We start from the raw sequence: 22,904 nt of genomic DNA on the forward strand, positions 1-22,904 counted from the left end.
GTTTATCTAGGTTTTAACAATTCATATTATATTGCTAAGGTGTCACTAAAATTATATTTATGGGGGGTTGTTGCATGCAAGTGCGAAAACAAGCTTTTAGTTCTGTCGAAATTATGCGTTTTTTAATTCCCTCTGCTTTAGGTGTTCTCTTCTTCCTTGTTCCCTTTCCTCAAGACGGAACATTCAATACCGTCCTTGGAATAGTTATCGATTGGGGGAAAGAGGCTTTAAAGCCAATTCTGGTAGTCACAGCCATGACATTGGTTGTGGCGAGCGCAATTATCACTATTTATGCTTCATTGTTTAAGCCCTCTTTTATTATGAAAAACCAATTTTTCCAAGATCTATTTGTAGTTAGTCCGTTGTGGAGCATCTCTCGTATATTGGGAGCAATATTTTCTGTGATGGTATATTATAAAATCGGCCCCGAGGCGATCTGGAGCATGGATACGGGAGGTACTCCGGTGCTGGTGCTTGCGCCGTCACTTTTGGTAATTTTTACTGTCTTGGCTGCTGCAGTTTCACTGCTTACGGATTTTGGATTGATGGAGTATGTTGGGACGTTGGCTCGTCCGCTGATGAATCCTCTTTTTACGTTACCAGGCAGATCTGCTATCGATACTTTGGCTTCGTGGCTCGGAAGCAGTTCCGTCGGTGTTGTGATCACCACTAGATTGCACGACGAAGGATATTACAGCGATAGAGAAGCGGCCATAATTTCCACCTCCTTTTCAATTTTAAGTGTTGCCTATATTTATGTTATGGCTGACTTCGTGGGTTTGCCGAATATGTATTTCCAAATTTTGATCACAATTTACGCCGTGTCTTTCATTTTGGCCATTTTGGCCCCACGTTTTTGGCCCCTTAAGGGCATTCCAGACAGCTATTCAGGAAGATCCGGTAAACAGAGGCCCGAGGCAGAGATTCCCCCTGATCATACCCTTTACTCATGGGCCTTGAAGACAGCAGTAGAGAGGGCCAGAAGGGAGGGCATACATACAGTAATAAAGACTTGTTATCAAACCTTTTGTTTTTTAATAGTCTCCACCATGCCTCTTGTCGTCTCTTGGGGAACGATAGTTCTGATAATTGCAACCTATACGCCTATTTTTCAATGGATTTCCCTGCCCTTTGCATACATGCTGGAATTAGTGAAAATTCCTGAAGCTTCCAAAGTTGCACCCGCATTTGTATTGGCTTTTGCCGATCAGTTTTTGGCTGCAGTTATAGGGGCTACGTGCACTACAGTTGCTGCTAAGTTTATGTGTGCCTGTATATCAGCTACGGGGTTAATATACATGACTGAAATTGGTGTGTTGATTTTAAATTCCTCTATCCCTCTGGATTTTCCGAAATTGACAGCAATCTACTTTATGAGGGCTGTGCTTTCGGTGTTTTTACTTGCCCCCTTCGTTTGGCTGTTTTGTTGATATAAGGCGACGTAACGCCTTCGTTACCTCTATGTGATATAGGCGTTACGCATCTTTGTTATTATTTATATGAAGTCAATAAAAATGCGGGGGAGGGTAAGGAATGAAGAAATTAGTTTCGCTTTTGATATTGGTTGTGTTGTTTGGAATGGGTTTTGGGGGTGCTGCGTGGGCAGCCGGTCTGACTATGAAGGGTTCTACTACCGTTTTGCCAATAGCGCAAGCGGCGATTGAATCTTATGCTCAGCTTTATCCTAATACTGAATTTTCCCTTACCGGAGAGGGAAGCGGCAATGGTATTAAGGCGTTAATAGATGGCACATGTGATATAGCTAATTCCTCGAGATTCATAAAACTTGAGGAAGCAAAGTTGGCTTTCGAAAAAGGTGCGTATCCCGTCCCCTTTGGAGTTGCCATAGATGCTATAGTGCCAATTATCCATCCAAAAAATCCCGTCAACAACTTAACTTTACAACAATTAAAGGATATATATAGCGGCAAGATCACCAATTGGGAGGATGTAGGCGGTCCGGATAAGAGAATTGCCGTTATAACCAGAGATACCAGTTCCGGTACCTATGAGGTTTGGGAAGAAAAGGTTATGAAAGGCGAAAGAATCACACCAAGAGCGCAGGTCATGGCATCTAACGGCGCAATAGTTCAAGCGGTGTCGACAAACGAGCTAGCCATCGGATACATTGGAATAGGCTATCTAAATAGCAGCATAAAGGGAATCACAGTCGAAAACGTCGAGGCTAAGCCCGAAACCGCTCGAACCGGTGAATTTCCGATATCGAGATACCTTTTTATGTTCACGCGAGGTTGGCCCACAGGGGAAACGATGAGGTTTATAAACTTTATGCTAAGCGATGAGGGTCAAAGAATTGTATCGGAAACAGGATTTGTTTCAATAAGATAGATTGTTAAGTTGAATAGTTAGTAAATAATAGATAAATGCGGCGAGTTATATCCGCCGCATTTATCTATACAAGGATCTTATTCGATTGAAACTAAACCAGCTGGCCCGCCTGAGGGGGTAGTTGAATCTAATTTGTAAAGTCTGATTTCTTTTTTGAAGGTCATTCGCCAGTTTTTCCAAGTCTTCTGATGCCTGCTTTAAAGCTTCTACACGTTTTTCCAGTTCTTTCACGGATTTTGACATGCTTTCAGCTTTTTCCCTCGTAGTATCAACTCCTTGGGCAACTCTGTCGATCGACGCTGCCATCTCTTGCGTGCTTGCAGATTGTTCTTCTGCTGTGGCGGCGACGTTTTGAATTTGATCGACGATCAGTTCAATAGCCCTCAAAACATCATCAATGTGTTTTTCCATCATCTGTGCTTCTCTTTCTCCGGCAGCTGCCAGTTCAACGCCTGTGTTTGTAACGTTTACGGCCTGTGCTGTTTCCTCGATTATGGATTTAGCTAACGAGCCAATTTGCATGGCTGCTTTGTTGCTTTCTTCGGCAAGCTTTCTTACTTCATCGGCAACGACAGCAAATCCTTTACCGTGTTCGCCGGCTCTTGCCGCTTCGATAGCTGCGTTTAATGCGAGCAAGTTCGTTTGGTCAGCGACTCCTGAAATGGTCGAGACTATATTTCCTATTTGCCCGGCCCTTTCGTTAAGTTGAGATATGACATCGGCAATGTGTCTGAAGGAGTCGGCCATATCTTTTACCCTCTTAGCTGCGCTGGAAATCAGGTCTCCCGTTTGTTGTGCATTTCCTCTCAGCAACTCTGCCTGATTTGAGGCTTCGGCTGCTGCCTTTGCAGCACCTTGTGCTGCAGAGGCAACCTCTTCGATTCCGGCATTTGCTGAAGAAATGGCATCGGCTTTATCTTCTGCGATGTTTTTAAGTTCCTCTGCTTCATTTGTTACGATGTCGACGAAAGATCTCGTTGCTTCAGATATATCATCTAGTGCTGATGCTTCTTGTGATAATTGGTCACTGCGATGTCTCAAGTTTAACAATGTCTGTTGTTGGTGTTCTATTAGTTGATCCAAAGCTTTGCCTACTTGAGATAGTTCATCGTTTCCTGATATAGATGTCCTCGCTGTAAGCTCGCCTTTTATAACGCTTTGCGATACTCTCAGCAGCTTGCCTATGGGATTGGTTATGGCCTTTGCAATGAGCAGGATAAACAGCCCTAAAGCGATCATACATATGAGTCCAATTAACAGAAGTTTTATTCCCACCGCCTTTAGCGGCGAAAATATGTCGTCAGTATTTGCTGTTATCCCTATGCTCCATCCGTTATCCAGGGGAGCAAAATACATTTGTTTTCTTTCTCCCTCCATAATATAGACATCGTTTGACTTTTCGCCTTCTATCATCTTTAGTGCAATGTCAGCCAAGTCCTGAGAGACAATGTTGGATGGTTTTGTCAAATTTAGCTTCATGATATAGTCTCTATTTGGATGTGCTATTACATTGCCGTCTTGGTCTAACAGGAAACCGTGGCCGTATCCAAGCAGTTTTTGAGATGTCACAAAGTTGATAATGTCATCGATCAGGATATCGGCACCCACTATTCCCAAAAGTTCGCCCCTTTTGTCCCTTGCCGCAATGGCAACAGTGATAACTAAGCCGTCTACATTTGTTGCTTCGTAGGGTTCAGTAAATATTACTCCGTCGGATTTTTCCGCCATGACGTACCAGGGTCTTTGGCGTATGTCCATGTCGGCCGGCGGCTCCCAATCTGTGGCGCCGATGAATTCGTTTTTTGGGGTGCACATGTAAATTTCTATAAAACCTAAATTTGCATAGCGTTCAAGTGTTTTGGCCAGGTAGTTTTTTATCAGATAGCCGGAAATGCCATAATTTTCCCACATGTAGGTAATATTTTCCGACATAAGTTTAACGACGTTCGTGCGTGTATTGATCCAGTTAGAAACGGAAGCTGTTGCCGTATCTGCTGCCAGCCTGCTTCCTTGGTTTATTTGGTCGATTATGATGGCTCGACTACCGCGGTAGGAAAAGAACCCCATCGCACATATTGTTATCAAAATACCGATTGCCAACAATTAGCCTACGTTTTACACTAAAGTGTCATGCCTCCTTAATTTTTAGGTGTTTTTAAGTTATTGTTTTAGGCCATTTATGCTATTATAAACTTTATTAATGTGTATCGCGAAAGAACGCTGACACGGCTGTATCTAAAATTCCTAGGCTAACAGCAACAGTCATTTCGATCCTCTTAAGGCAAGTGTAGCATAACTTATAATATTTAATGGGAATAGACGTTGCATATGCTCAATCAGCTTTCACAAAGGTAAGTTCTTTCAGTTTCCATGCTATTATAGTATAATAATATCAAATGAAAGACAAGGGTTGTTGATGTGGGTAGTGAATAATCGTAAGCTGATCTTATATATGTGAATAAATGATCATGTTTGATTGACGTATTTTAAAGTTAGCTTCGCGTTTTCGGAGGAACACTGGAAATGAAGAAATTATTTTCCAAATATAATTATATTTGCCATACCTGTTTGACATTGATCATATTACTGTTGATATTTTGCCATCGCTCTGATGCATATAAAGATTATTACAATGTATTGGTTCTACATTCCTATGATCCTGAATATGTATACACTAAGATATTTAACTCTTTTCTTAAAGAAAAATTTGGCGAATATGAGAAACCAGTGAATATATATTTTGAATATTTAGATGCAAAGAGATTTGACTATAATCAATATTATCAACAATTTAATGAATATATAAATACAAAATACAAAAAAAGAAAAATAGATTTTATTTTATGTTTTGACGACGATGCACTTCAATATTTATTGGCTGAGCGGGAAAATTTAGGGAGTATATCTCCTATTCCTGTTATTTTTGGAAGCATTGCCGATAGGTCATTGATATATTTCTCTTCCTTGGAAAGTAATATGACGGGAGTATTTGAGGATGTAGATGTCGCTGCAAATGTGGAGATGATATTTCAAATACTTCCTGCAAAGAACATATTTGTTATTAGCGACAGAACCACTTTGGGTATGGATCTTTATGAGAAGGCTAGGCTTGTGTTTAAAAATATGGAAGATATTTCAGTAGAATATCTGATAGGTGTACCATGGGAAGAAATAACCAAAAAACTACAAAATGCGCCAGATAAATCTGCAATATTTCTTATTTCTTACTTGAGGGATGATAATGATAATGTATATTCATTGGAAATGGTAAATGAGCTGCTTAATGATATATCGCTGCCGGTGTTTACGTTATTAACCCCTCTTGTTAATCTCGGAGGTGCCCTTGCATCGTATGCCCCTACGCCTGAGACGCAGATAGAGGCGATGATAGAAATTTTGGATTCTATATTGACTAGTCACGATATAAGATATATCCCAATTACTATGAACCTTCCTAAAAATTTAATAATTAATTATCCTATGCTTAAAATATTTGAAATCCATAAATCTTCGCTTCCTCAAAATCATATATTAATAAATATTCCAGAGACATTTTATATGAAGCATAAAAAAGTTCTCCTCCCGGCAGTATGTACATTATCTGTTTTATTAGTTATAGTGTTTTTATTATTAATAAATATAAAAAAGCGAAAGAATGCGGAAATATCGCTCAATCGCGAAATAACATTTTTAAAACAATTAATGGAAACAATCCCTGAAGCAATATGCTATATTGATAACGAGGGGTATATCAAGTTATGCAATAAAGCATTTGAAAACTACCTTTCCTCTGATATCGGCCAAATCAAAGAATGTAAATTATTCGACTGTATATCAGATATATCGCTTAGGGGAGATTTAGAACTAGAAGGTTCTCATTTAACATCAGATGGTGAATTCAAAGCAAGTCAACATCTTTTTCAAGATAGAAACGGAAGAATTCATTATTTGAAAATTAATAAAAAACAGGTCACAAATGGTGACGGCACGTTGGGTTTTCTCATAGTTATGACCGATATTACACAATTAGTTCGGATGCAGGAATCCTTGAGAGGGCAAAAAAGACGATTAGAATTAACGTTGGCGCGAAGTAAAGTTGCTTACTACGAACGAAACATTAAAACGGGCGAGTTGCAATTGAACCCTCTTGCTTATGAGATTTTAGGATATGATAAAGAAGAGATTAAATCAATATCTCAATTTAGAGAACTTGTACATCCAGATGATCGTCAATCATATGAATTAGCTATAAAGCAGGCATTGGAACAAGATAGGGGTATTTACAACAACAAATTCAGGATAAGGAAGAAAAATGGAACATATATGTGGGTTGAGACCACAGCTGTTGTAACCGAACACGATCTCGAGGGAAGGCCTTTGTTCCTAGCGGGAATATTTTGGGATATAACCGATGATAAAATTAGAGAAATGAAAACAAAGCAATTAATTGAAGAACTTTATGCAAGCTCTACAGTAGATGCCTTAACTGGTGCTTTGAACAGAAAGGGATTACAGGACAAGCTGTCCGATTTGATAACCAAGTGCCGGGATTATGGAAAAGATATCAGTATTTTTTTATTTGATATTGATGGTTTCAAACTGATAAATGACGCTTACGGCCATCTGGTAGGAGATTTAGTGCTGAAAGAGTTGAGTGAAACCGTCAGGAAAACTATAAGAGAAGATGATGTATTCGTTAGATGGGGTGGAGATGAATTTTTACTTATTTCAATGATATCGTTAAACCAAGCTTTGCACATTGCCCATAGGTTAAGGAAAAAAGTGGAAAGTCGCTTATTCTCGGGTATGCACGTAACTATTAGCATCGGAATATCCCAATATTTGCCCGACGAACCCTTTGAAAGAGCAATAGAAAGAGCCGATAAAGCCTTGTACAATTCAAAATCCAGAGGCAAAAACACGGTTTCTGTGGAACGAAGATAGATCTTGCTCTTTGCATCTGCATGAAGATGTTTACTGGCATTTGCAAGTTACTTTGAAGGGAGGAGGCATTTTGAGAATGTTGGACAAAAGAAAGATACGGGAAATTTCGAAGGATCTTCAAAAGAGAGGAATCGATGCTTTTCTTTTGGGTCCAGGAGACGACTTGGAGTACCTTAGCGGGCTTAAAACTGGTGAGTGTGAGCGATTCAAAGGGCTGTTTATTTTGGCCGACGGCGGTTATTTTTGTATTACGCCCCATCTTTATTTAGAAGAATTTGAGGCGGCATTCGGCAGTGAGGCGCCCATTTATGTGTGGAATGACAAAGATTGGTTTTATCCTGTTTTAGCAAAGGCAATGAACGATTTTAACCTAAACGATAAGAAACTTGCCGTCAACTTTGGAGTTAGAGCCGTGGACGCCATAGAGATTTCCGATCGACAGGGGGTAAAGTTATTAAACGGTTGGCATTTTTTGGAGAGAATGAGAATAATTAAAAGCCCTTCGGAGATAGACAAGCTTGAAAGGGCAACGCAGATTTCCGACGCAGCTTTTAGAGAACTTTTAGGCTTTATAAAACCGGGATTGACCGAGGGAGAGATAAAGAAAAAACTGATAGAGCTTTTTGAAGAGCATGGAGCAGATGGTCCTGCATTTGATGTCATAGTTGCGCGTAAGGAGAACGCCTCAAAACCTCATTACAACGGCACTAAAGGCGTTATAGAAGAACGGGATCTGGTGCTTATTGACTTTGGATGTAGATATGAAAGTTATTGTTCTGACACCACTCGGACGATCTTCGTCGGGGAACCGTCAAATAAAGAAAAGAATCTTTATGAAGTAGTATTAAATGCCCAGGAAGCAGGAGAAGCTGCCGTGAGGCCCGGAGTCCTGGCCGAAGAAGTGGATAGAGCTGCAAGAAGTGTAATAGAAGACGCAGGATACGGTGAATACTTCAATACCCGCCTCGGTCATGGTATAGGCGTTGCAATCCATGAAGCGCCTTACATTATGGAAGGTAATAAAACACCTTTGGAACCGGGAATGACTTTCAGTATAGAGCCCGGTATTTATATACCAGGCAAAATTGGCATTCGCATAGAAAATATCGTACTCGTTACAGATGACGGATGCAGGTCGCTTTGTAAACTTCCCAAGGATATTATCGTCATTTGACAGTTATCTGATAGAACTTTATATTTTATACAGTAGTTAAAAAAATCATTTAATAATTCTGAGGAGGTGTTGTTATCATGAGCAAGAGATGGGGTAGAGTAATTGCGTCGATTATTGTCATCGCACTCCTGGCCGGTTTTGCTGTCTCCGGTGTTGCCTGTGCCGAGGAGAAGGTAATAAAGATCGGCACGCTTTTTCCTTTAACCGGGCCTGTGGCCTTGGCGGGACAGAGGTGTAAGGCCGCAGTTGAAGCTGCAGTTGAAGTGATAAACAACTCCTATCCGGACATTCCTGTTCCTTTAGCTGATCAAGAGGGCATTTTGGATGGATATAAAATCGTTTTAATCCACGCCGATCATCAAGGGAAGCCCGATGTAGGTAAAAGCGAAGCGGAACGCCTCTTCGACCAGGAAGGTGTTTTCGCAATAATAGGAAGCTATAACAGCGCTGTAACTAAACCGGCAAGTATGGTCGCCGAGAGAAGAAAGAGGATATTTATGTGTGGTGCATCGAGTTCAGCCGAACTTACTAAGAGGGGTACGAGATATTTCTTCCGTATTGCTCCTACTGACGAGACCGAATCCATCGAGTTCGTGAATTTCATTAAGTGGCTTAACGAAACTGAAGGAACAAATTACAAGACCTTCGGAGTTATTTATGAAAACACCGAATTTGGAAAGCATGCTGCGCAGGAGGCCAAAAAGGCTATCGAAGAAGCCGGCTTCGAATATGTTGCAGACGTAGCTTTCAATCCTGGAGCTACAAACCTCAACAGCGAGGTACAGATGCTGAAAGGAAAAAACCCCGATGTCGTGTTTGGTGCATGTCTGGGCGCAGACTACATACTCTGGATAAAAACTATGAAACAACTTTCTTGGCTTCCTAAAGTAAGTTTAAACTACTGTTCAGGTTATCAAGATCCATTAATTGCACAGCAGCTCGGTGGCGATGGAGATTATTTTATGGGTACCACCGGATATTCTCCGGAACTGGCAGAACTAATGCCAGCTGTAGCTCCTGTTGAAGAAATATATAAATCTAAAATAGATCCTCCCGTTCCCTTTGATAGCGATAGCATTCAAGAGGCAGTGGCAATGCTTGTACTGGCCCAGGCTATCGAAAAAGTTGGCTCTCTTGATACGGAAAAAATAGTCGATGCCCTCTATGCCAACGAGTGGGATTCACCGCTTTCCTTGGGTGGAAAAGTGGCATTTGCCCCGGGCGGTCAAAACATAAAGGCCATGAGCACAATTACCCAATTAATTGGCGGAGAATATCGAAGGGTATTTCCTGAGGAATTTGCAAATGCCGAACCAGTAGTTCCTATGCCATCCTGGGACCAACGTAAATAGCGATCAATTGCATAGAATTTGGGAAGAGGGTTTCTTGAAGCCTTCTTCCCAAATTTTAGATTGAAGGAGGAATTGCCGATGGCAATATTCCTGCAGGTAGTATTGGACGGACTGCTTAATGGAATGTTGTATGCGTTAATAACAGTTGGATTATCTCTGATTTGGGGTGTAATGGACGTTATAAATTTTGCCCATGGAGAATTTTTGATGGTGGCCATGTATGTGACTTATTGGTTGGGTTTTTTAATGAATGTCGATCCTTTGATTTCATGGATTGCTTCTGCGGCATTTGTATTTATTTTATCTGTTATTGTCTACAAGTTGGTTATAAGTCCACTCATTGGTAAGCCCCCTCTTTCCGCTCTTCTTGCCACTTTTGGGTTGTCGATGCTCATTAAAAACATATGTTTGAACAGATTTTCACCAAATTTTAAGTTGTTGTCGGACACGTATTTGGGGGGCAGAGTCATACCCATGGGAGATTTAATTCTCCCTCTTCCTCAGCTTGTCATTGCGATCGTTTCCTTAATAGTCATCACATGCATATACCGATTTATGACCCGAAGCAGAACGGGATGGGCGATACAGGCCACTGCCATGGACAGGGATGCGGCTGAACTAATGGGCATAGATACCAGCAAAATCTACGCTTTAGTATTTGGCATTGGAGGGGCCTGTGTCGGTATAGCAGGAGGATTGCTTCCCATGTATATGCCTGTGCATCCTGAGGCAGGAAGCCTTTTTAGTTTGATAGCCTTTGTTTGCGTTGCGTTAGGCGGGTTTGGCAGCATTGTGGGGTCGTTGTTGGCGGCAATACTTGTCGGATTGGTAGAGGCTTTAGTCGGATTTTATGTAGCTCCTATATTTAAGTATGTGGCAGTTTTTGGACTTTATTTGATCGTTATATTAATAAGGCCTAAGGGTTTATTCGGGTGGTGATCGGTCGGATGAGTTGCACAAAAAGAGGCAGGAAATTGTGGTATGGCGTTCTTCTCCTTATTGCAGTTTTGCCATTAATTCCAGGACCGCTTCAAAGCCCTTTTGCTCAACATGTACTTGTTTTAACCTTGCTTTTTGCATGTATGTCTCAAGCTTGGAATATTTTGGGTGGTTATTGTGGGCAGGTTTCATTTGGCCATTCGGTCTTTTTTGGGATCGGCGCTTATGGAGCTGGCATGGCAGTGGTAACTTACGGTCTTACGCCATGGCCTGGCGCAATAATCGGTGCATTACTCGCAGCGATTGTGTCGCTCATTATAAGTTATCCCTGTTTCAGGCTCAAAGGGCATTATTTTGCCATTGCTACTTTTGCAATAGTAGAAATATTTAACCGACTATTTATGGTTTGGTACTGGGTAGGTGGGGCTCTTGGTCTAGATTATCCCATAATAGAAGAAGGTTGGAAGAATTTCATGTGGTTTCAGACTAAAACTCAGTATTATTACGGTGCTTTTGGACTATTTATCTTGATTTTTTCCTTTGTGCGCTGGATGGAAGCCAATAAATTGGGCTATTACTTGAAAGCCGTTAGGGACGGGCAGGAAGCCGCTGAGGCATTAGGCGTTAACAGCACGGCTGTTAAATTGACTGCGATAGCTATTTCTGCTTTTTTGGCGGCTTTATGCGGAGCCTTTTTTGTGCAGTACAACTTGAGGGTCGATCCGCCAATGGTCATGTCGCTCGATATGTCCATGAGGTTTGTATTGATAACGATCCTCGGAGGATTGGGAACTTTTTGGGGGCCCTTGCTTGGAGCAGCCATACTAATTCCCTTGCAGGAGTATAGTCGTGCAATGTGGGGCGGGTTGGGCGGAGGAGTCGACCTGATAATATTCGGAATTTTGATTGTTCTCATCGTAACTCGTCAACCGAAGGGCGTTATGGGTTTCATAAATTTGTTGACTACACGTTTCAAAGCAACAAAGGGAGGCGATGATTGATGGCTTTGCTGGAAGTGCGTAACCTAATCAAGAAATTCGGCTCCCTTGTTGCTAACAATGACGTATCCTTTGATGTCGAAGAGGGTGCTATAGTTGGACTAATTGGGCCCAATGGTGCAGGGAAGACGACCCTTTTTAATTGTATCTCAGGAGTTTACAAACCGACTTCCGGAAAGGTCTTTTATGAGGGCACCGATATAACAGGTTGGCCTCCTCATAAAGTTGCTCGCTTGGGAGCAGTTAGGACATTTCAGGTTGTACGTCCTTTGATTGATATGACCGTCTTCGACAATATATTAGTCGGTGCTTTTTTAAAAACCTCCAAACTTGAAGTTGCTTCTGAAATAGCGGAATCTTGCCTAAAAATGTGCCATCTTGATGATCACAGGGATAAAAAAGCGGGAAGCCTCACTATTGGCTTAAAAAAACGCCTGGAGTTGGCTAGAGCCATGGCTACGCAGCCGCGCCTCTTGATGCTCGATGAAGTGATGGCCGGGTTGACTGGCACAGAACTAAAAGAAGCCGTTGATGTAATTAAGGACATTAAATCGAGAGGGATCACATTGTTGGTTGTAGAGCATATTATGGAGGCAATTATGCCTATTGCAGACAAAGTCGTTGTATTGGATAGTGGGGTGAAGATAGCGGAAGGGCCACCCAGCGAAGTAGTTCAGGACGAAAGAGTTATAGCTGCATATTTAGGAGAGAAGTTTAGCAAACGACTTAGGGAGATGAAGGCGTGATGACTGACTTTGCGCTGGAAGTGAGGGACCTATACGCAGGGTATGAGGGGGTACCTGTGCTTCATGGTATTTCATTTGAAGTAAAAGAGGGCGAGATAGTTGCGATTGTTGGAGCAAATGGCGCAGGCAAGACGACCACCTTGCGTACTGTTTCAGGCTTATTACGCCCAAAAAGCGGCTTTGTAAAATTTTACGGGGAAGATGTAACTGGACTTCCCGCTCATGTAATGGTTAGAAAGGGCCTTACCTATGTCCCTGAGGGCAGAAGGATCTTTGGCAAGCTTTCTGTTAAAGAAAATCTGGAACTTGGAGCTTTTAAAGAAGAGAGCGGAGAAGTCGTTGAGCAGCGTTTAGAATGGGTTTATTCTTTGTTTCCTATATTAAAGGAAAGAATTAATCAAAAGGCTGAAACCATGAGCGGTGGGGAGCAACAAATGCTTGCCATTGCAAGAGGGCTCATGAGTGCGCCAAAGGTAATACTTTTAGATGAATTGAGTTTAGGCTTGCAGCCTAGTTTGGTCGAAAAGGTATTACAGATTGTTACCGAAATAAGACGATACGGAGTAACGGTGTTATTAGTTGAACAGCGTGTCCTCGAAGCTTTGGAGATTGCCGATAAAGGTTACGTAATCCAATCCGGCAGGGTTGTTATGTCAGGCTCATCGAAAGATCTCCTCGAGAGCGAAGAAATAAAGCGAGCATATCTGGGTATGTAAAATCACTCATTTTAAAGAAAAGATATAAAAAACATTTTTTTAGAATACAGACAAGGAGGCCGAATTTATTTTAAAAAGGCCTTCTTGTATTCTTATGAAGTGAACAAAGGAACGATTTGCAACTTTAATATATCCACCAAACCCTTGTCAGTTATCTTCAAAGCAGGGCTTACAGGCAAAGTGATGGTGCAGATACTCATGATCGGATTGCTAGATTTAAATCCGTGGTTTAGCAGAGCATCTTTTATGGCGGCGCTTGCTCGGGCTACCTCGTAGGCGCAATTTTCGCTGAGCAATCCTCCAATAGGAAGGTGCAAACAAGCCTTAGTCTCTCCTTCTGATACAAAGACCATACCGCCTTGAGATTTTACGACCCAATTTGCGGCTGTTGTCATGTCTCTTACGTTGTCACCAATGACCAAAAGGTTGTGGTGATCATGGGCATAGCTGCTTGCAAAAGCCCCACCCCTGATCACATTACCTCCCACTAAGCCAAGAGCGTAACTATCGCCGCCATATCGATTTATCACAGCTACCATATTTAGTCCGGCATCTTGCCACAAAAGCTTGCCTCCTCTCACTGGGACGTCGATGAAAATTTCTTTTGTAGATGTGTTTGCTGGATTTTTTTCTATCACCCTGCATCTCTGGAAGCCCTCTTTTATTGGCGGTTCTATACGAAATAGCCTCTCTTCTATTGGTAGAGTGTTAATAGTCCTATAGAACTTATCGTTGAAGGATTTATCTAAGGGATCAAGGGTACATGAGTTATTTGTTGAAGAATACGCTATTTCTCCCTTCTTCATAACCCACGATATGGGAAGATCTTTGCTTCGTTCACTGAGAAAAACTATATCTGCAATCTTGCCAGGTGCGATAGCACCTCTATCGCGGAAGCCCATTCTCATGGCAGGGGATAAAGTAGTGGCAATGATGGCAGACTCAAAAGGCAACCCCTTTTCTATTGCTAGTTTCATCAGAAAGTCTAAATGGCCTGCTTTGGTAAGCTTATCAGGAGGCACGTCATCAGTCACAAGTGAGAATCGCCCATCACATCCTTGATTTCTTAAAACTGCCATGTTGTCTACAGTAATTGAGCTTTCCTGCAACTCAACAAACATGCCCATTCTTAAACGATCCTCTAAGCCCTCTGGACTTTGCATGCAGTGGTCGGAGCCCACTCCTGTAAACAACACCTTTGACAGCTCAAATCCTTTAATTGATGGGACGTGTCCTTCTACGGCCAGAAAAGGATAGTGTTCGTGCATATATCTGACAAAATCCATAGCACGACACTCCCGAAGCTGCATTAAATCGGTATAATTCATCACTTCGCCAAGGCATATCATCCTTTTTGGCTCAGAGCTAAGCAAAGTTTCGATTTCTTTAAGGCCTATTTTGCCTCCTGTGCTTTCAAATTCGCTACTGGTGGAAGGAACAGAACTTGGTATGCCGTAAAAAATATCTATGGGTGCTCCTTCGTCAGCTTCTATCATTCCTTTGATGCCTTCAACGCCAAGTACGTTTGCCATTTCATGGGGTTCGCTTACTACGGTTGTGGTTCCGTGAGCAACTACGGCACGGGCGAAGTTAAGCGGAGTTAAAAAGCTACTTTCGATGTGCATATGGATGTCAATTAATCCCGGAATTAGAGCCCCACCCCGGCAAGATATACGCCTTAAAGGTTCAAATTCTATAGATGAGGAATCGCCCACGAATAGGACTTTACCGTCGAGGATTGCTACATCAGCAGTGAACCACTTTTTTAGGTAAACATTAAACACTTCCCCATCAGTCAGTAAGCAATCTATTCTCATTTTTTCATCTCCTCATGTGATTTCGGCCTGGGTCAAAGTGTAGCTAAGACTGTGGTCAAGGTTTAATAAGAGACTTTGTATGTACCTAATGTATAACTAATGTGTAAAAATAACATACCATTAAAAATGCTACTATATAAAGGCTCCAGTGGACCTCACGTACTCTACCACTAACGAGCTTTAGAAAGGCATATGCTATAAGCGCTGCAGCGACGCCATTTCCTGAATTGAAGCTGAATATTGTAAGCACAATACATATGAAAGCCGGAAAGTACTCAGTAAAATCGTCGTAATCTATTCGAGCCATTGACTTGAGCATGGTTATTCCGATGTAAATAAGGGCCGGTGCTGCTGCCGCTGACGGGATCATTAATGCCAATGGCGATAAAAAGAACGTAATCATGAATGCGCAAGCTGTGACCAGCGCTGTCAATCCTGTCCGGCCTCCAGCGGCAACGCCGGCAGAGCTTTCAAGATAAGTAGTCATAACTGGACAAGAAAACAAACCTCCAAAAGTTGTTGCGCAACTATCCACATGAAAACATTTTTCTATACCAGGCAAATTGCCTTTTTCATCTAAAAACCCACCCAGTGAACCTACGCCTAATACTGTGCCTAATGTTGAAAAGAAATCCGGAATAAAAAAAGCCAGCAGAAAAGGTAGGTATTGAACTTTCATTGCACCTAAAAGGTCAACTTTAAATGCCAGAGGAGCAATACTATCGGGTATCGTGATTATTGAAGATGGAATTTCCGTTATACCCAAGGGAATTCCTATGATGGTGGCTAATATAATGGAAAGTATTATCCCACCTTTAACCTTTCTGCTCTCGAAAAAGAGTATAAAAAGGAAGCCAATTAACGCTAATGCAACCTTCGATTGGGCTAGATTCCCAAAGCTTAAGACATTTTTGCTGGCATCAGCTACGATTATTCCTGCTTGGCGAAATCCAATACATGAAATAAATAAACCGATTCCCGCTCCTAGGGCTATTTTTACGCTGGGTGGGATAATTTTTACTATAAAATCTCTCACTCCAAGGAAGCTCACGGCCATAAATATCAAACCGCTCAATACTATGATGCCCGAAGCTACGGGAAGAGGCACACCTCCCTTTAGAAGGGTGAGGCTGAATATAGCTACACTTCCCATTCCCGGACCTAGGGCGAAAGGCCTGTTGGTGTAAAGAGCCATAGCCGCTGTCGTAATAACTGTCATTAATACCACAACGCTTAAAACGGAACCTCTTGGCAACCCTCCTTCAGCCAACATAGCAGGCACGACCGCTACGATGTATGCCATTGTCGCGAAGGTCGTAAGCCCCGCGATAACTTCTGTCTTGACGTTAGTATGATTTTCTTCGAGGTGGAAATATCTATACAACCAGTTGTTAGACTCTTTACCCATGATTCTCTCTCCCTTCTCCGGATGAAAATATGATTAAATGTTGAAGTATATTATTTTATTATTATCTAATAAAGTAATCCTATTATATTTATACTTCCAGATCAATATTGTCGATGAGCCTAGTTTTTCCAACATATACCGCAGCTGCAAGCAACACTTTTCCCTTTATTGCGGATAAATCCGATATGTCATCCCCGTTTACAACCTCTACGTAGTCCACGCGAATGCCTGGCGATGATGCCAGTATACTTGTGATATGCCTCTTTACTTTTTGAGGGTCAGTCTCGCCTTGAATTATCATATTTTTCCCTGCAGACAAAGCCCTAGGGAGGGCAAGGGCCTGGACTCTTTCTTCCGAAGACAGATAGGTGTTGCGAGAGCTAAGTGCTAAACCGTCCTCCTCTCGGACTATGGGGCAGGTTATGATCTTTACGGGAACGTTTAAATCGGTAACCATTTTTCTGACGATAATGGCCTGTTGGGCGTCCTTTTGTCCGAAGTAGGCACGGTCAGGCTGAGTAATGAGAAAAAGCTTCAATACAACGGTTGTTACTCCCTTGAAATGTCCTGGTCGCGACATTCCGCACATCTTCTCGACCATAGGACCGTTGACTTCTACGTAAGTGCAATATCCTTGCGGGTACATTTCCTCGCTTGTGGGACCGAAAACGTAATCAACCCCTGCCGATTCTGCCAGTTTGTTATCATGATCTGGGTCGCGAGGGTAAGTGGCAAAGTCCTCCTTGGGGCCAAATTGGAGAGGGTTTACGAAGTTGCTCATTATTATGATGTCATTTTCCCGCCGGGCTGCCTTGATCAGGTTTAGATGTCCTTCGTGAAGATAGCCCATGGTGGGCACTAAGCCTATGCTCTTGCCTTCCCGTTTAAGGCACAGTGATATCGCTTTCATGTCGGCGATCCTTTTTATGACTTCCATAGGATAAAATCACCCTCTTTGATTTCTTAATTTTTGGCTCTATAACAATGCTCAGGTCCGGGAAAAGACCCTTCTGCTACCTCTTTTTTGAAGGTTGTCAGAGCCTCTATGATAACGTCGTGCAGGTTGGCATATTGTTTAACAAACTTTGCCACCTTTCCGCCGCTGACTCCAAGCAAGTCGTGCAATACCATTACCTGGCCATCACAATGGGGTCCAGCCCCGCAGGACAGCGTAGGAATTCTAAGGCGGTTGGTCACTTCTTTGGCCAATTCGGTGGGAATGCACTCAAGGACGACGGCAAAGGCCCCCGCTTCTTCCAGGATCATAGCATCCTCGATCAGGTGTTGTGCTGCTTGTTCGGTTTTCCCTTGGACGCGATATCCGCCGAAGACGTTGACCGATTGCGGCGTAAGGCCCAAGTGAGCCATTACCGGAATTCCTGTTTCTGTTAAAGCGTGGACTATCTCTGCGCGTTCCCTGCCTCCTTCCAGTTTCACGCAGTGAGCCCCGGCTTCTTTTAGGTAGCGGCCAGCATTCCATACGGCCTCAGCTATGGTAGTCTGATAATAAAGAAAGGGCAAGTCCCCCACGACCATGGCCCTGTTTGTCCCCCTAGCAACAGCCCTGGTGTGGTGCAAGCTTTCCTCAAGGGTTACAGGGAGCGTATTTTCATATCCTAACACCACGTTCCCCAGGGAATCCCCAACTAACAGGATATCAATACCCGCCTCGTCAAGGAGCTTGGCTGTGGGATAGTCGTAAGCCGTAAGCAAGGTAATCTTTTCTCCTCTTTCCTTCATTTCTAGCAGTGATCCTACTGTAACACGCGACATCATAAACCCTCCAATCTTGATTATTTAAGAAGCGCGCGCAGCTTGTCTGCCTGCTCCTCATTTATCGTCCCCTTCTTAAGGGCAACCTCAACCGTTACGAGGCCAAGGGTTTTATAAACGCCTAAAAATTGAGGCAAGTCTTTCATGGCTTCCAGATGTTTTGACACAGTGCTTATGTCTCCTCTGGATATGGGCCCCGTAAGGGCACCTGTAATCCCAAGTTTTCTTACATTCTCAAGGGTTCCCTCTATCAGAGGAGGAAAAACCTGCAGCCCGACATCATTCGGTACGCCTGCGGTGTCTAAAAGTTCTTGAGTAACGCTTAAAAGTCCCACCACGTAATTGCTTGCTATAGAGGCAGCGGCATGGTAGAGCACTTTCGAGTCCGACTTTAGGATGAAGTGCTTTCCCTTCAACTTTTTCACAATTTCCTTGGCAAAATCGTATCCGCCTTCGTCGCCTTCGATGCTGAAATAACTGCCAGGGATGAGGACGATGGCTTGATCTACGGAAGCAAAGGACTGGATAGGATGGACGGAAAGAATAACAGCCCCGACTTCGGCACATGGAGATAACAATGAAGAGGTATGTGCACCGCTCATATGAACCATGATTTGCCCGGGGCGGATTGCTTTTTGTCTGGCGAGGTCTGCGGCAACCGAAGCGATGGCATCGTCAGATGTGGTGATAAAAAGCACATCCGATTTATAGGAGAGTTCTTTGGGAGTAAAAACTGAAACTCCAAGGCGCAATGCAAGTTTTCGTGCTGAAGTTTGCGACCTGCTGGCCACTCCTGCTATTTCGTAACCTGCCTGTTTAAGCAAAATTGCCATGGCCGAACCAACCTTGCCGGCACCGATAAAGCCCAGTTTCAAAGCAAACACCTCTTTAAGGACATCACTTTAAGATCAAGGGATATTTTATGCCGTCTAACTAATGATTAACAACACTTACTTGGTAGTTATAGAACTTTACGATCACGATTTATTTTTCGACTGAAGCATGCTATTTACCTTAAATAAATTGTTTTGGATTATAGCATGGATTTATCTTATGAACAATCTAATGCCATCGGACGCCATATGCGCATATCAGGAAACACTTTAAGAAATGCTATTTCAGGTGGTTTTATCTTTGTCCCGGTTGACAATATTTTTGCGAAGCATTATTAAACTTGTAAGTATATTGAAGAAAAATTCTTCAAGGTGAGTATTTTTTGCTAAAAAAGGAGTGATCAGTGATGAGCAGTAAGCCCAAGGTTCTGGTGACCAGTCGCATCCCTGAAGAGGGGATGCGCATGTTGGAGGAACATTGTGATGTCAAAGTCTTCGACTATGAAGGGGTCTTTCCTAAAGATTTGCTTTTAAAGGAAGTCAAGGGGGTAAATGCCATCGTATGCTTGCTTGCCGATAAAATCGATGGCGAGGTGATGGACGCAGCTGACCCTCAGCTAAAAATCATCGCTAACTATGCCGTAGGCTTTGACAATATAGATGTAGAGGCAGCCACAAAGCGTGGCATCATGGTGACTAACACCCCTGGTGTGCTCACCGATACAACGGCAGATCTAGCATGGGCATTGATTCTAGCCACGGCTCGCAGGGTAGTTGAGGGCGATAAATTCCTGCGTCAGGGGAAGTTCAAAGGATGGAAGCCGATGCTTCTTTTGGGCACCGACGTACATCATGCGACGCTTGGCATCATCGGCTTTGGAAGCATCGGAAGGGCAGTAGCACGGAGGGCAATGGGGTTCGACATGAATGTCATATATTACAGCGCCCATAGAACCTCCGAAGAGGTGGAAAAGAAGTTAAACGCTGAATATAGGTCGCTTGATGACCTGCTTAGGGAGGCCGATTTTATATCTATTCATGTGCCCTTAACCAAAGAAACCAGACATCTGATCGGCGAGCGAGAGCTAAAGATGATGAAAAAGGAAGCCTACCTCATAAACACTGCGAGGGGACCCATCGTTGACGAAAAGGCCTTGGCGAAGGCGCTGAAAGAAGGTTGGATCAGGGGAGCCGGCCTTGACGTCTTTGAGCGAGAACCAGGGGTGGATCCCGAGCTTCTTGAGCTTGAAAACGTGGTCCTGCTGCCGCACCTAGGTTCAGCATCATACGCCACTCGCGCCAAGATGGCCACCATGGCGGCAGAAAATGTCATTAAAGTGCTCAAAGGAGAAGTACCGCCTAATTTAGTAAATTCCGAAGTTGTGAAACGCAGTTGATAATATTACATAGAAAGGACTTAAAGAGGTATTGAGCAAGCTATAGTGTAGAATCTTGCTGTGTTCATTTGGGGCCAAATGCCATATGAAGAGTTGCTTATTGATGGCTTCAATCAGTCTGTAAACGTTTTGTCGTTGACATCAATTTATGTCGGATATATAATCTTCCCGCTCAGGTTTTGTTATTGCTAAAGGCTTTGAGCGGGGAGATTTTTTATGGCAGATAAGTGTGAGGATTTTTTGAAGTCTCGAATCGAGATGAGCTTGCTTTACGATATCTATGGCGGTCTTTTGACCGATAAGCAGAGAAAAGCCTTTGAGCTTCACGAAATGTCCGATTGGTCTTTATCTGAGGTAGCTGATGCCATAGAGGTTAGCCGACAGGGGGTTTTTGAGCTCCTTCAACGTGCGCGAAAGAGGTTGGTTGAAATAGAGGAAGTAGTGGGTTTTAAACGAACCTTAGTTGCTCTTGAGGAATATAAGAAAAATCTGGAAAAATTGTTAGATCAGCACGAAAAAGAACTTTCGGAAGAATTTAAATCGAAAATGTCAGAATTGCTTTCGGAATTGAGAAAGATAGGTGATCAAGATGTTTGATTCCTTGAAGGAACGGCTGGAATGGATATTTTCCAAGTTAAGAGGCAAGGGGAGACTTACTGAAGAAGATATCAATGATGCACTTCGCGAGGTCAGAAGAGCGCTCCTCGAGGCGGATGTAAACTACAAAATAGCAAAGGATTTGGTAGAACGCATTAAAGAACGTTGCCTGGGACAGGAAGTCTTGTCGTCGATAACCCCAGCGCAGCAAGTGTATGCCGTCGTATATGAAGAGCTTTGCAACCTGATGGGTGGCAAGAAAGAAAGGCTAAATTTCGCCGCTAAACCGCCATCGGTATTTATGTTGGTCGGATTACAAGGTTCCGGTAAGACCACCACGGCAGTAAAACTGGCGCTGAAGATATCTGACAGCCACAAACCTATGGTCGTGGCCTGTGATCTACGTCGTCCTGCTGCTGTAAAACAGTTGAAAGTACTGGCTGAAAAAGCTCGTATACTTTTTTTCGGTCCCGAAGAGGCTGGTTCGGGCAACGTGATGGATGTGACTAGAAAGGCTTTGAGCTATGCCGATGCTCATTTGATTGATGTCATAATATTTGATACTGCAGGACGTTTACATATTGACGATGACCTTATGACAGAACTGGAGCAAATGCATAAACTTCTGGATCCCAATGAGGTGCTTTTAGTTATCGATTCCATGACGGGTCAGGAGGGAGTCAACGTAGCCGAGGCCTTTAAAGAAAAAGCTGGCATAACGGGTGTGGTTTTAACCAAGCTCGATGGAGACGCTCGCGGAGGTGCCGCTCTTGCTGTAAAGGCAGCCACAGGTGTTCCAATTAAGCTCGTTGGGGTAGGAGAACACCTGGAAGATTTGGAGGAGTTTGACGCTACACGAATGGCCCAACGTATACTTGGAATGGGAGATATGGAGGGCCTGCTCGAAAAAATACAGAAATCTGGCGACACCAAAGAAATTGAACGAGTTCAAAAAAACCTCCAAGACAACAGGTTTACCCTTGATGATTTGTTGGTCCAGCTTAGACAAATTCAAAAGTTAGGACCACTTGACAAGGTTATGGATATGCTCCCTCTTCCGGGAAAGGTTAAGTCTCAAGTGTCAGATATAGATTTCAGGCGCATTAAACATGTCGAAGCTGTCATACTCTCGATGACGCCGGAAGAAAGAAAGAAACCCGAGATTATAAAGGGAAGCAGAAAAAGAAGAATTGCAAGCGGTTCCGGTACGAGTGTTCAAATGGTAAATCAAGTTTTAAAACAATACGAGCAAATGAAGGAGATATTTAAGCGCTTTGGAAAGGGTAAGGGCAAATTCAAGGGCCTTAAACTTCCAAAGGGATTATTTTAGGAGGTGTAATATATGACAGTTAGAATCAGGTTGGCTCGTCATGGGCGAAAAAAAAGGCCATTTTACAGGTTGGTTGTGGCGGATTCCCGTTCGCCCAGGGATGGAAAGTTCATTGAAATGATAGGCACCTACAATCCCTTGACCGATCCCGCAGATGTTAAGGTGAACGAGGAAAGGGCAATGTATTGGCTTAAAGTGGGTGCTCAGCCTTCTGAAACGGCCAGGTCGCTTTTGCGAAAAGTCGGAGTGTGGGATAAATTCATTGAAAGCAAGAAGGCTTGATGTAAATGGCAGATTATGCTGAATTGATAAGAACAATAGTATCCCGGTTGGTTACCAAGCCGGACGACGTTGATGTAAGACAAGAAATCGAGGATGGAAAGGTTAAAGTGTCTATAAAAGTGAACCCGGAAGATATGGGTCGTGTCATCGGTAAATCTGGAGCCACAATCAAGTCAATACGCGTTATAGCCAAGGCAGCGGCCATCAAATCCAAAGATAAAATAGATGTAGTGGTTGAGGAGTAACCAA

The 22,904-nt window shown here is 43.0% G+C and carries 20 protein-coding genes; 14 read left to right on the forward strand and 6 right to left on the reverse strand.

Going from position 1 to position 22,904, the window contains the following annotated elements; translation table 11 throughout:
• Window positions 1-74: 74 nt before the first annotated feature.
• The gene (locus tag B3N34_RS06460; protein WP_286975949.1) at window positions 75-1,430 is read left to right on the forward strand and encodes a YjiH family protein; all 1,356 of its coding nucleotides are present in this window, start codon (window positions 75-77) and stop codon (window positions 1,428-1,430) included.
• A 103-nt stretch (window positions 1,431-1,533) separates the two neighbouring features.
• Window positions 1,534-2,349, forward strand: a complete 816-nt coding sequence (locus B3N34_RS06465; RefSeq protein ID WP_286975951.1) for a phosphate ABC transporter substrate-binding protein — start codon at window positions 1,534-1,536, stop codon at window positions 2,347-2,349.
• 60 nt (window positions 2,350-2,409) lie between these two features.
• Here the strand turns inward: B3N34_RS06465 and B3N34_RS06470 are convergent, their stop codons facing one another.
• A complete protein-coding gene (locus B3N34_RS06470) occupies window positions 2,410-4,449 on the reverse strand; it encodes a methyl-accepting chemotaxis protein (protein ID WP_286975953.1) in 2,040 nt (679 codons plus the stop codon).
• Between the two features lie 423 nt (window positions 4,450-4,872).
• Here B3N34_RS06470 and B3N34_RS06475 point away from each other — a divergent pair, with 423 nt between their 5' ends.
• From B3N34_RS06475 to B3N34_RS06505, 7 genes are all read left to right on the forward strand, one after another.
• A complete protein-coding gene (locus tag B3N34_RS06475) occupies window positions 4,873-7,293 on the forward strand; it encodes a diguanylate cyclase (protein WP_286975955.1) in 2,421 nt (806 codons plus the stop codon).
• A 76-nt stretch (window positions 7,294-7,369) separates the two neighbouring features.
• Window positions 7,370-8,467: a M24 family metallopeptidase gene (locus B3N34_RS06480; protein ID WP_286975958.1), complete on the forward strand. Its 1,098-nt coding sequence runs from the start codon at window positions 7,370-7,372 to the stop codon at window positions 8,465-8,467.
• Between the two features lie 77 nt (window positions 8,468-8,544).
• A complete protein-coding gene (locus tag B3N34_RS06485; protein ID WP_286975961.1) occupies window positions 8,545-9,819 on the forward strand; it encodes an ABC transporter substrate-binding protein in 1,275 nt (424 codons plus the stop codon).
• A 78-nt stretch (window positions 9,820-9,897) separates the two neighbouring features.
• The gene (locus B3N34_RS06490; protein WP_286975964.1) at window positions 9,898-10,758 is read left to right on the forward strand and encodes a branched-chain amino acid ABC transporter permease; all 861 of its coding nucleotides are present in this window, start codon (window positions 9,898-9,900) and stop codon (window positions 10,756-10,758) included.
• 8 nt (window positions 10,759-10,766) lie between these two features.
• Window positions 10,767-11,759: a branched-chain amino acid ABC transporter permease gene (locus B3N34_RS06495; RefSeq protein ID WP_286975967.1), complete on the forward strand. Its 993-nt coding sequence runs from the start codon at window positions 10,767-10,769 to the stop codon at window positions 11,757-11,759.
• Window positions 11,759-12,502, forward strand: a complete 744-nt coding sequence (locus tag B3N34_RS06500) for an ABC transporter ATP-binding protein (RefSeq protein ID WP_286975969.1) — start codon at window positions 11,759-11,761, stop codon at window positions 12,500-12,502. Before B3N34_RS06495 ends, B3N34_RS06500 begins: the two co-directional genes overlap by 1 nt.
• A complete protein-coding gene (locus B3N34_RS06505; protein WP_286975971.1) occupies window positions 12,502-13,218 on the forward strand; it encodes an ABC transporter ATP-binding protein in 717 nt (238 codons plus the stop codon). Before B3N34_RS06500 ends, B3N34_RS06505 begins: the two co-directional genes overlap by 1 nt.
• Before the next feature lie 92 nt (window positions 13,219-13,310).
• Here B3N34_RS06505 and B3N34_RS06510 read toward each other — a convergent pair whose 3' ends face one another.
• From B3N34_RS06510 to B3N34_RS06530, 5 genes are all read right to left on the reverse strand, one after another.
• The gene (locus B3N34_RS06510) at window positions 13,311-15,035 is read right to left on the reverse strand and encodes an adenine deaminase C-terminal domain-containing protein (RefSeq protein WP_286975974.1); all 1,725 of its coding nucleotides are present in this window, start codon (window positions 15,033-15,035) and stop codon (window positions 13,311-13,313) included.
• 85 nt (window positions 15,036-15,120) lie between these two features.
• A complete protein-coding gene (locus tag B3N34_RS06515; protein ID WP_286975977.1) occupies window positions 15,121-16,443 on the reverse strand; it encodes an NCS2 family permease in 1,323 nt (440 codons plus the stop codon).
• A gap of 88 nt (window positions 16,444-16,531) precedes the next feature.
• Window positions 16,532-17,380 carry a pantoate--beta-alanine ligase gene (gene panC / locus B3N34_RS06520; protein ID WP_286975979.1) on the reverse strand — a complete coding sequence of 283 codons (849 nt, stop codon included), beginning with the start codon at window positions 17,378-17,380 and terminating at the stop codon, window positions 16,532-16,534.
• 26 nt (window positions 17,381-17,406) lie between these two features.
• A complete protein-coding gene (gene panB / locus B3N34_RS06525; RefSeq protein ID WP_286975982.1) occupies window positions 17,407-18,216 on the reverse strand; it encodes a 3-methyl-2-oxobutanoate hydroxymethyltransferase in 810 nt (269 codons plus the stop codon).
• Window positions 18,217-18,236: 20 nt separating this feature from the next.
• Window positions 18,237-19,100: a Rossmann-like and DUF2520 domain-containing protein gene (locus B3N34_RS06530; RefSeq protein ID WP_286975983.1), complete on the reverse strand. Its 864-nt coding sequence runs from the start codon at window positions 19,098-19,100 to the stop codon at window positions 18,237-18,239.
• Between the two features lie 356 nt (window positions 19,101-19,456).
• Here B3N34_RS06530 and gyaR point away from each other — a divergent pair, with 356 nt between their 5' ends.
• From gyaR to B3N34_RS06555, 5 genes are all read left to right on the forward strand, one after another.
• Window positions 19,457-20,446, forward strand: a complete 990-nt coding sequence (gyaR, locus tag B3N34_RS06535; protein WP_286975984.1) for a glyoxylate reductase — start codon at window positions 19,457-19,459, stop codon at window positions 20,444-20,446.
• A gap of 216 nt (window positions 20,447-20,662) precedes the next feature.
• Window positions 20,663-21,043 (forward strand): sigma factor-like helix-turn-helix DNA-binding protein, encoded by a 381-nt coding sequence (locus B3N34_RS06540; protein ID WP_286975987.1) that lies wholly within the window; start codon window positions 20,663-20,665, stop codon window positions 21,041-21,043.
• The gene (gene ffh, locus B3N34_RS06545; RefSeq protein ID WP_286976189.1) at window positions 21,036-22,373 is read left to right on the forward strand and encodes a signal recognition particle protein; all 1,338 of its coding nucleotides are present in this window, start codon (window positions 21,036-21,038) and stop codon (window positions 22,371-22,373) included. The genes B3N34_RS06540 and ffh overlap by 8 nt, the downstream gene beginning before the upstream one ends.
• Window positions 22,374-22,385: 12 nt before the next feature.
• Window positions 22,386-22,655 carry a 30S ribosomal protein S16 gene (gene rpsP / locus B3N34_RS06550; RefSeq protein WP_286975989.1) on the forward strand — a complete coding sequence of 90 codons (270 nt, stop codon included), beginning with the start codon at window positions 22,386-22,388 and terminating at the stop codon, window positions 22,653-22,655.
• Between the two features lie 5 nt (window positions 22,656-22,660).
• Window positions 22,661-22,900, forward strand: a complete 240-nt coding sequence (locus B3N34_RS06555) for a KH domain-containing protein (RefSeq protein WP_009200413.1) — start codon at window positions 22,661-22,663, stop codon at window positions 22,898-22,900.
• Window positions 22,901-22,904 lie beyond the last annotated feature (4 nt).

Source organism: Acetomicrobium sp. UBA5826, from assembly GCF_002433005.1.
Taxonomy (GTDB): Bacteria; Synergistota; Synergistia; order Synergistales; family Acetomicrobiaceae; genus Acetomicrobium.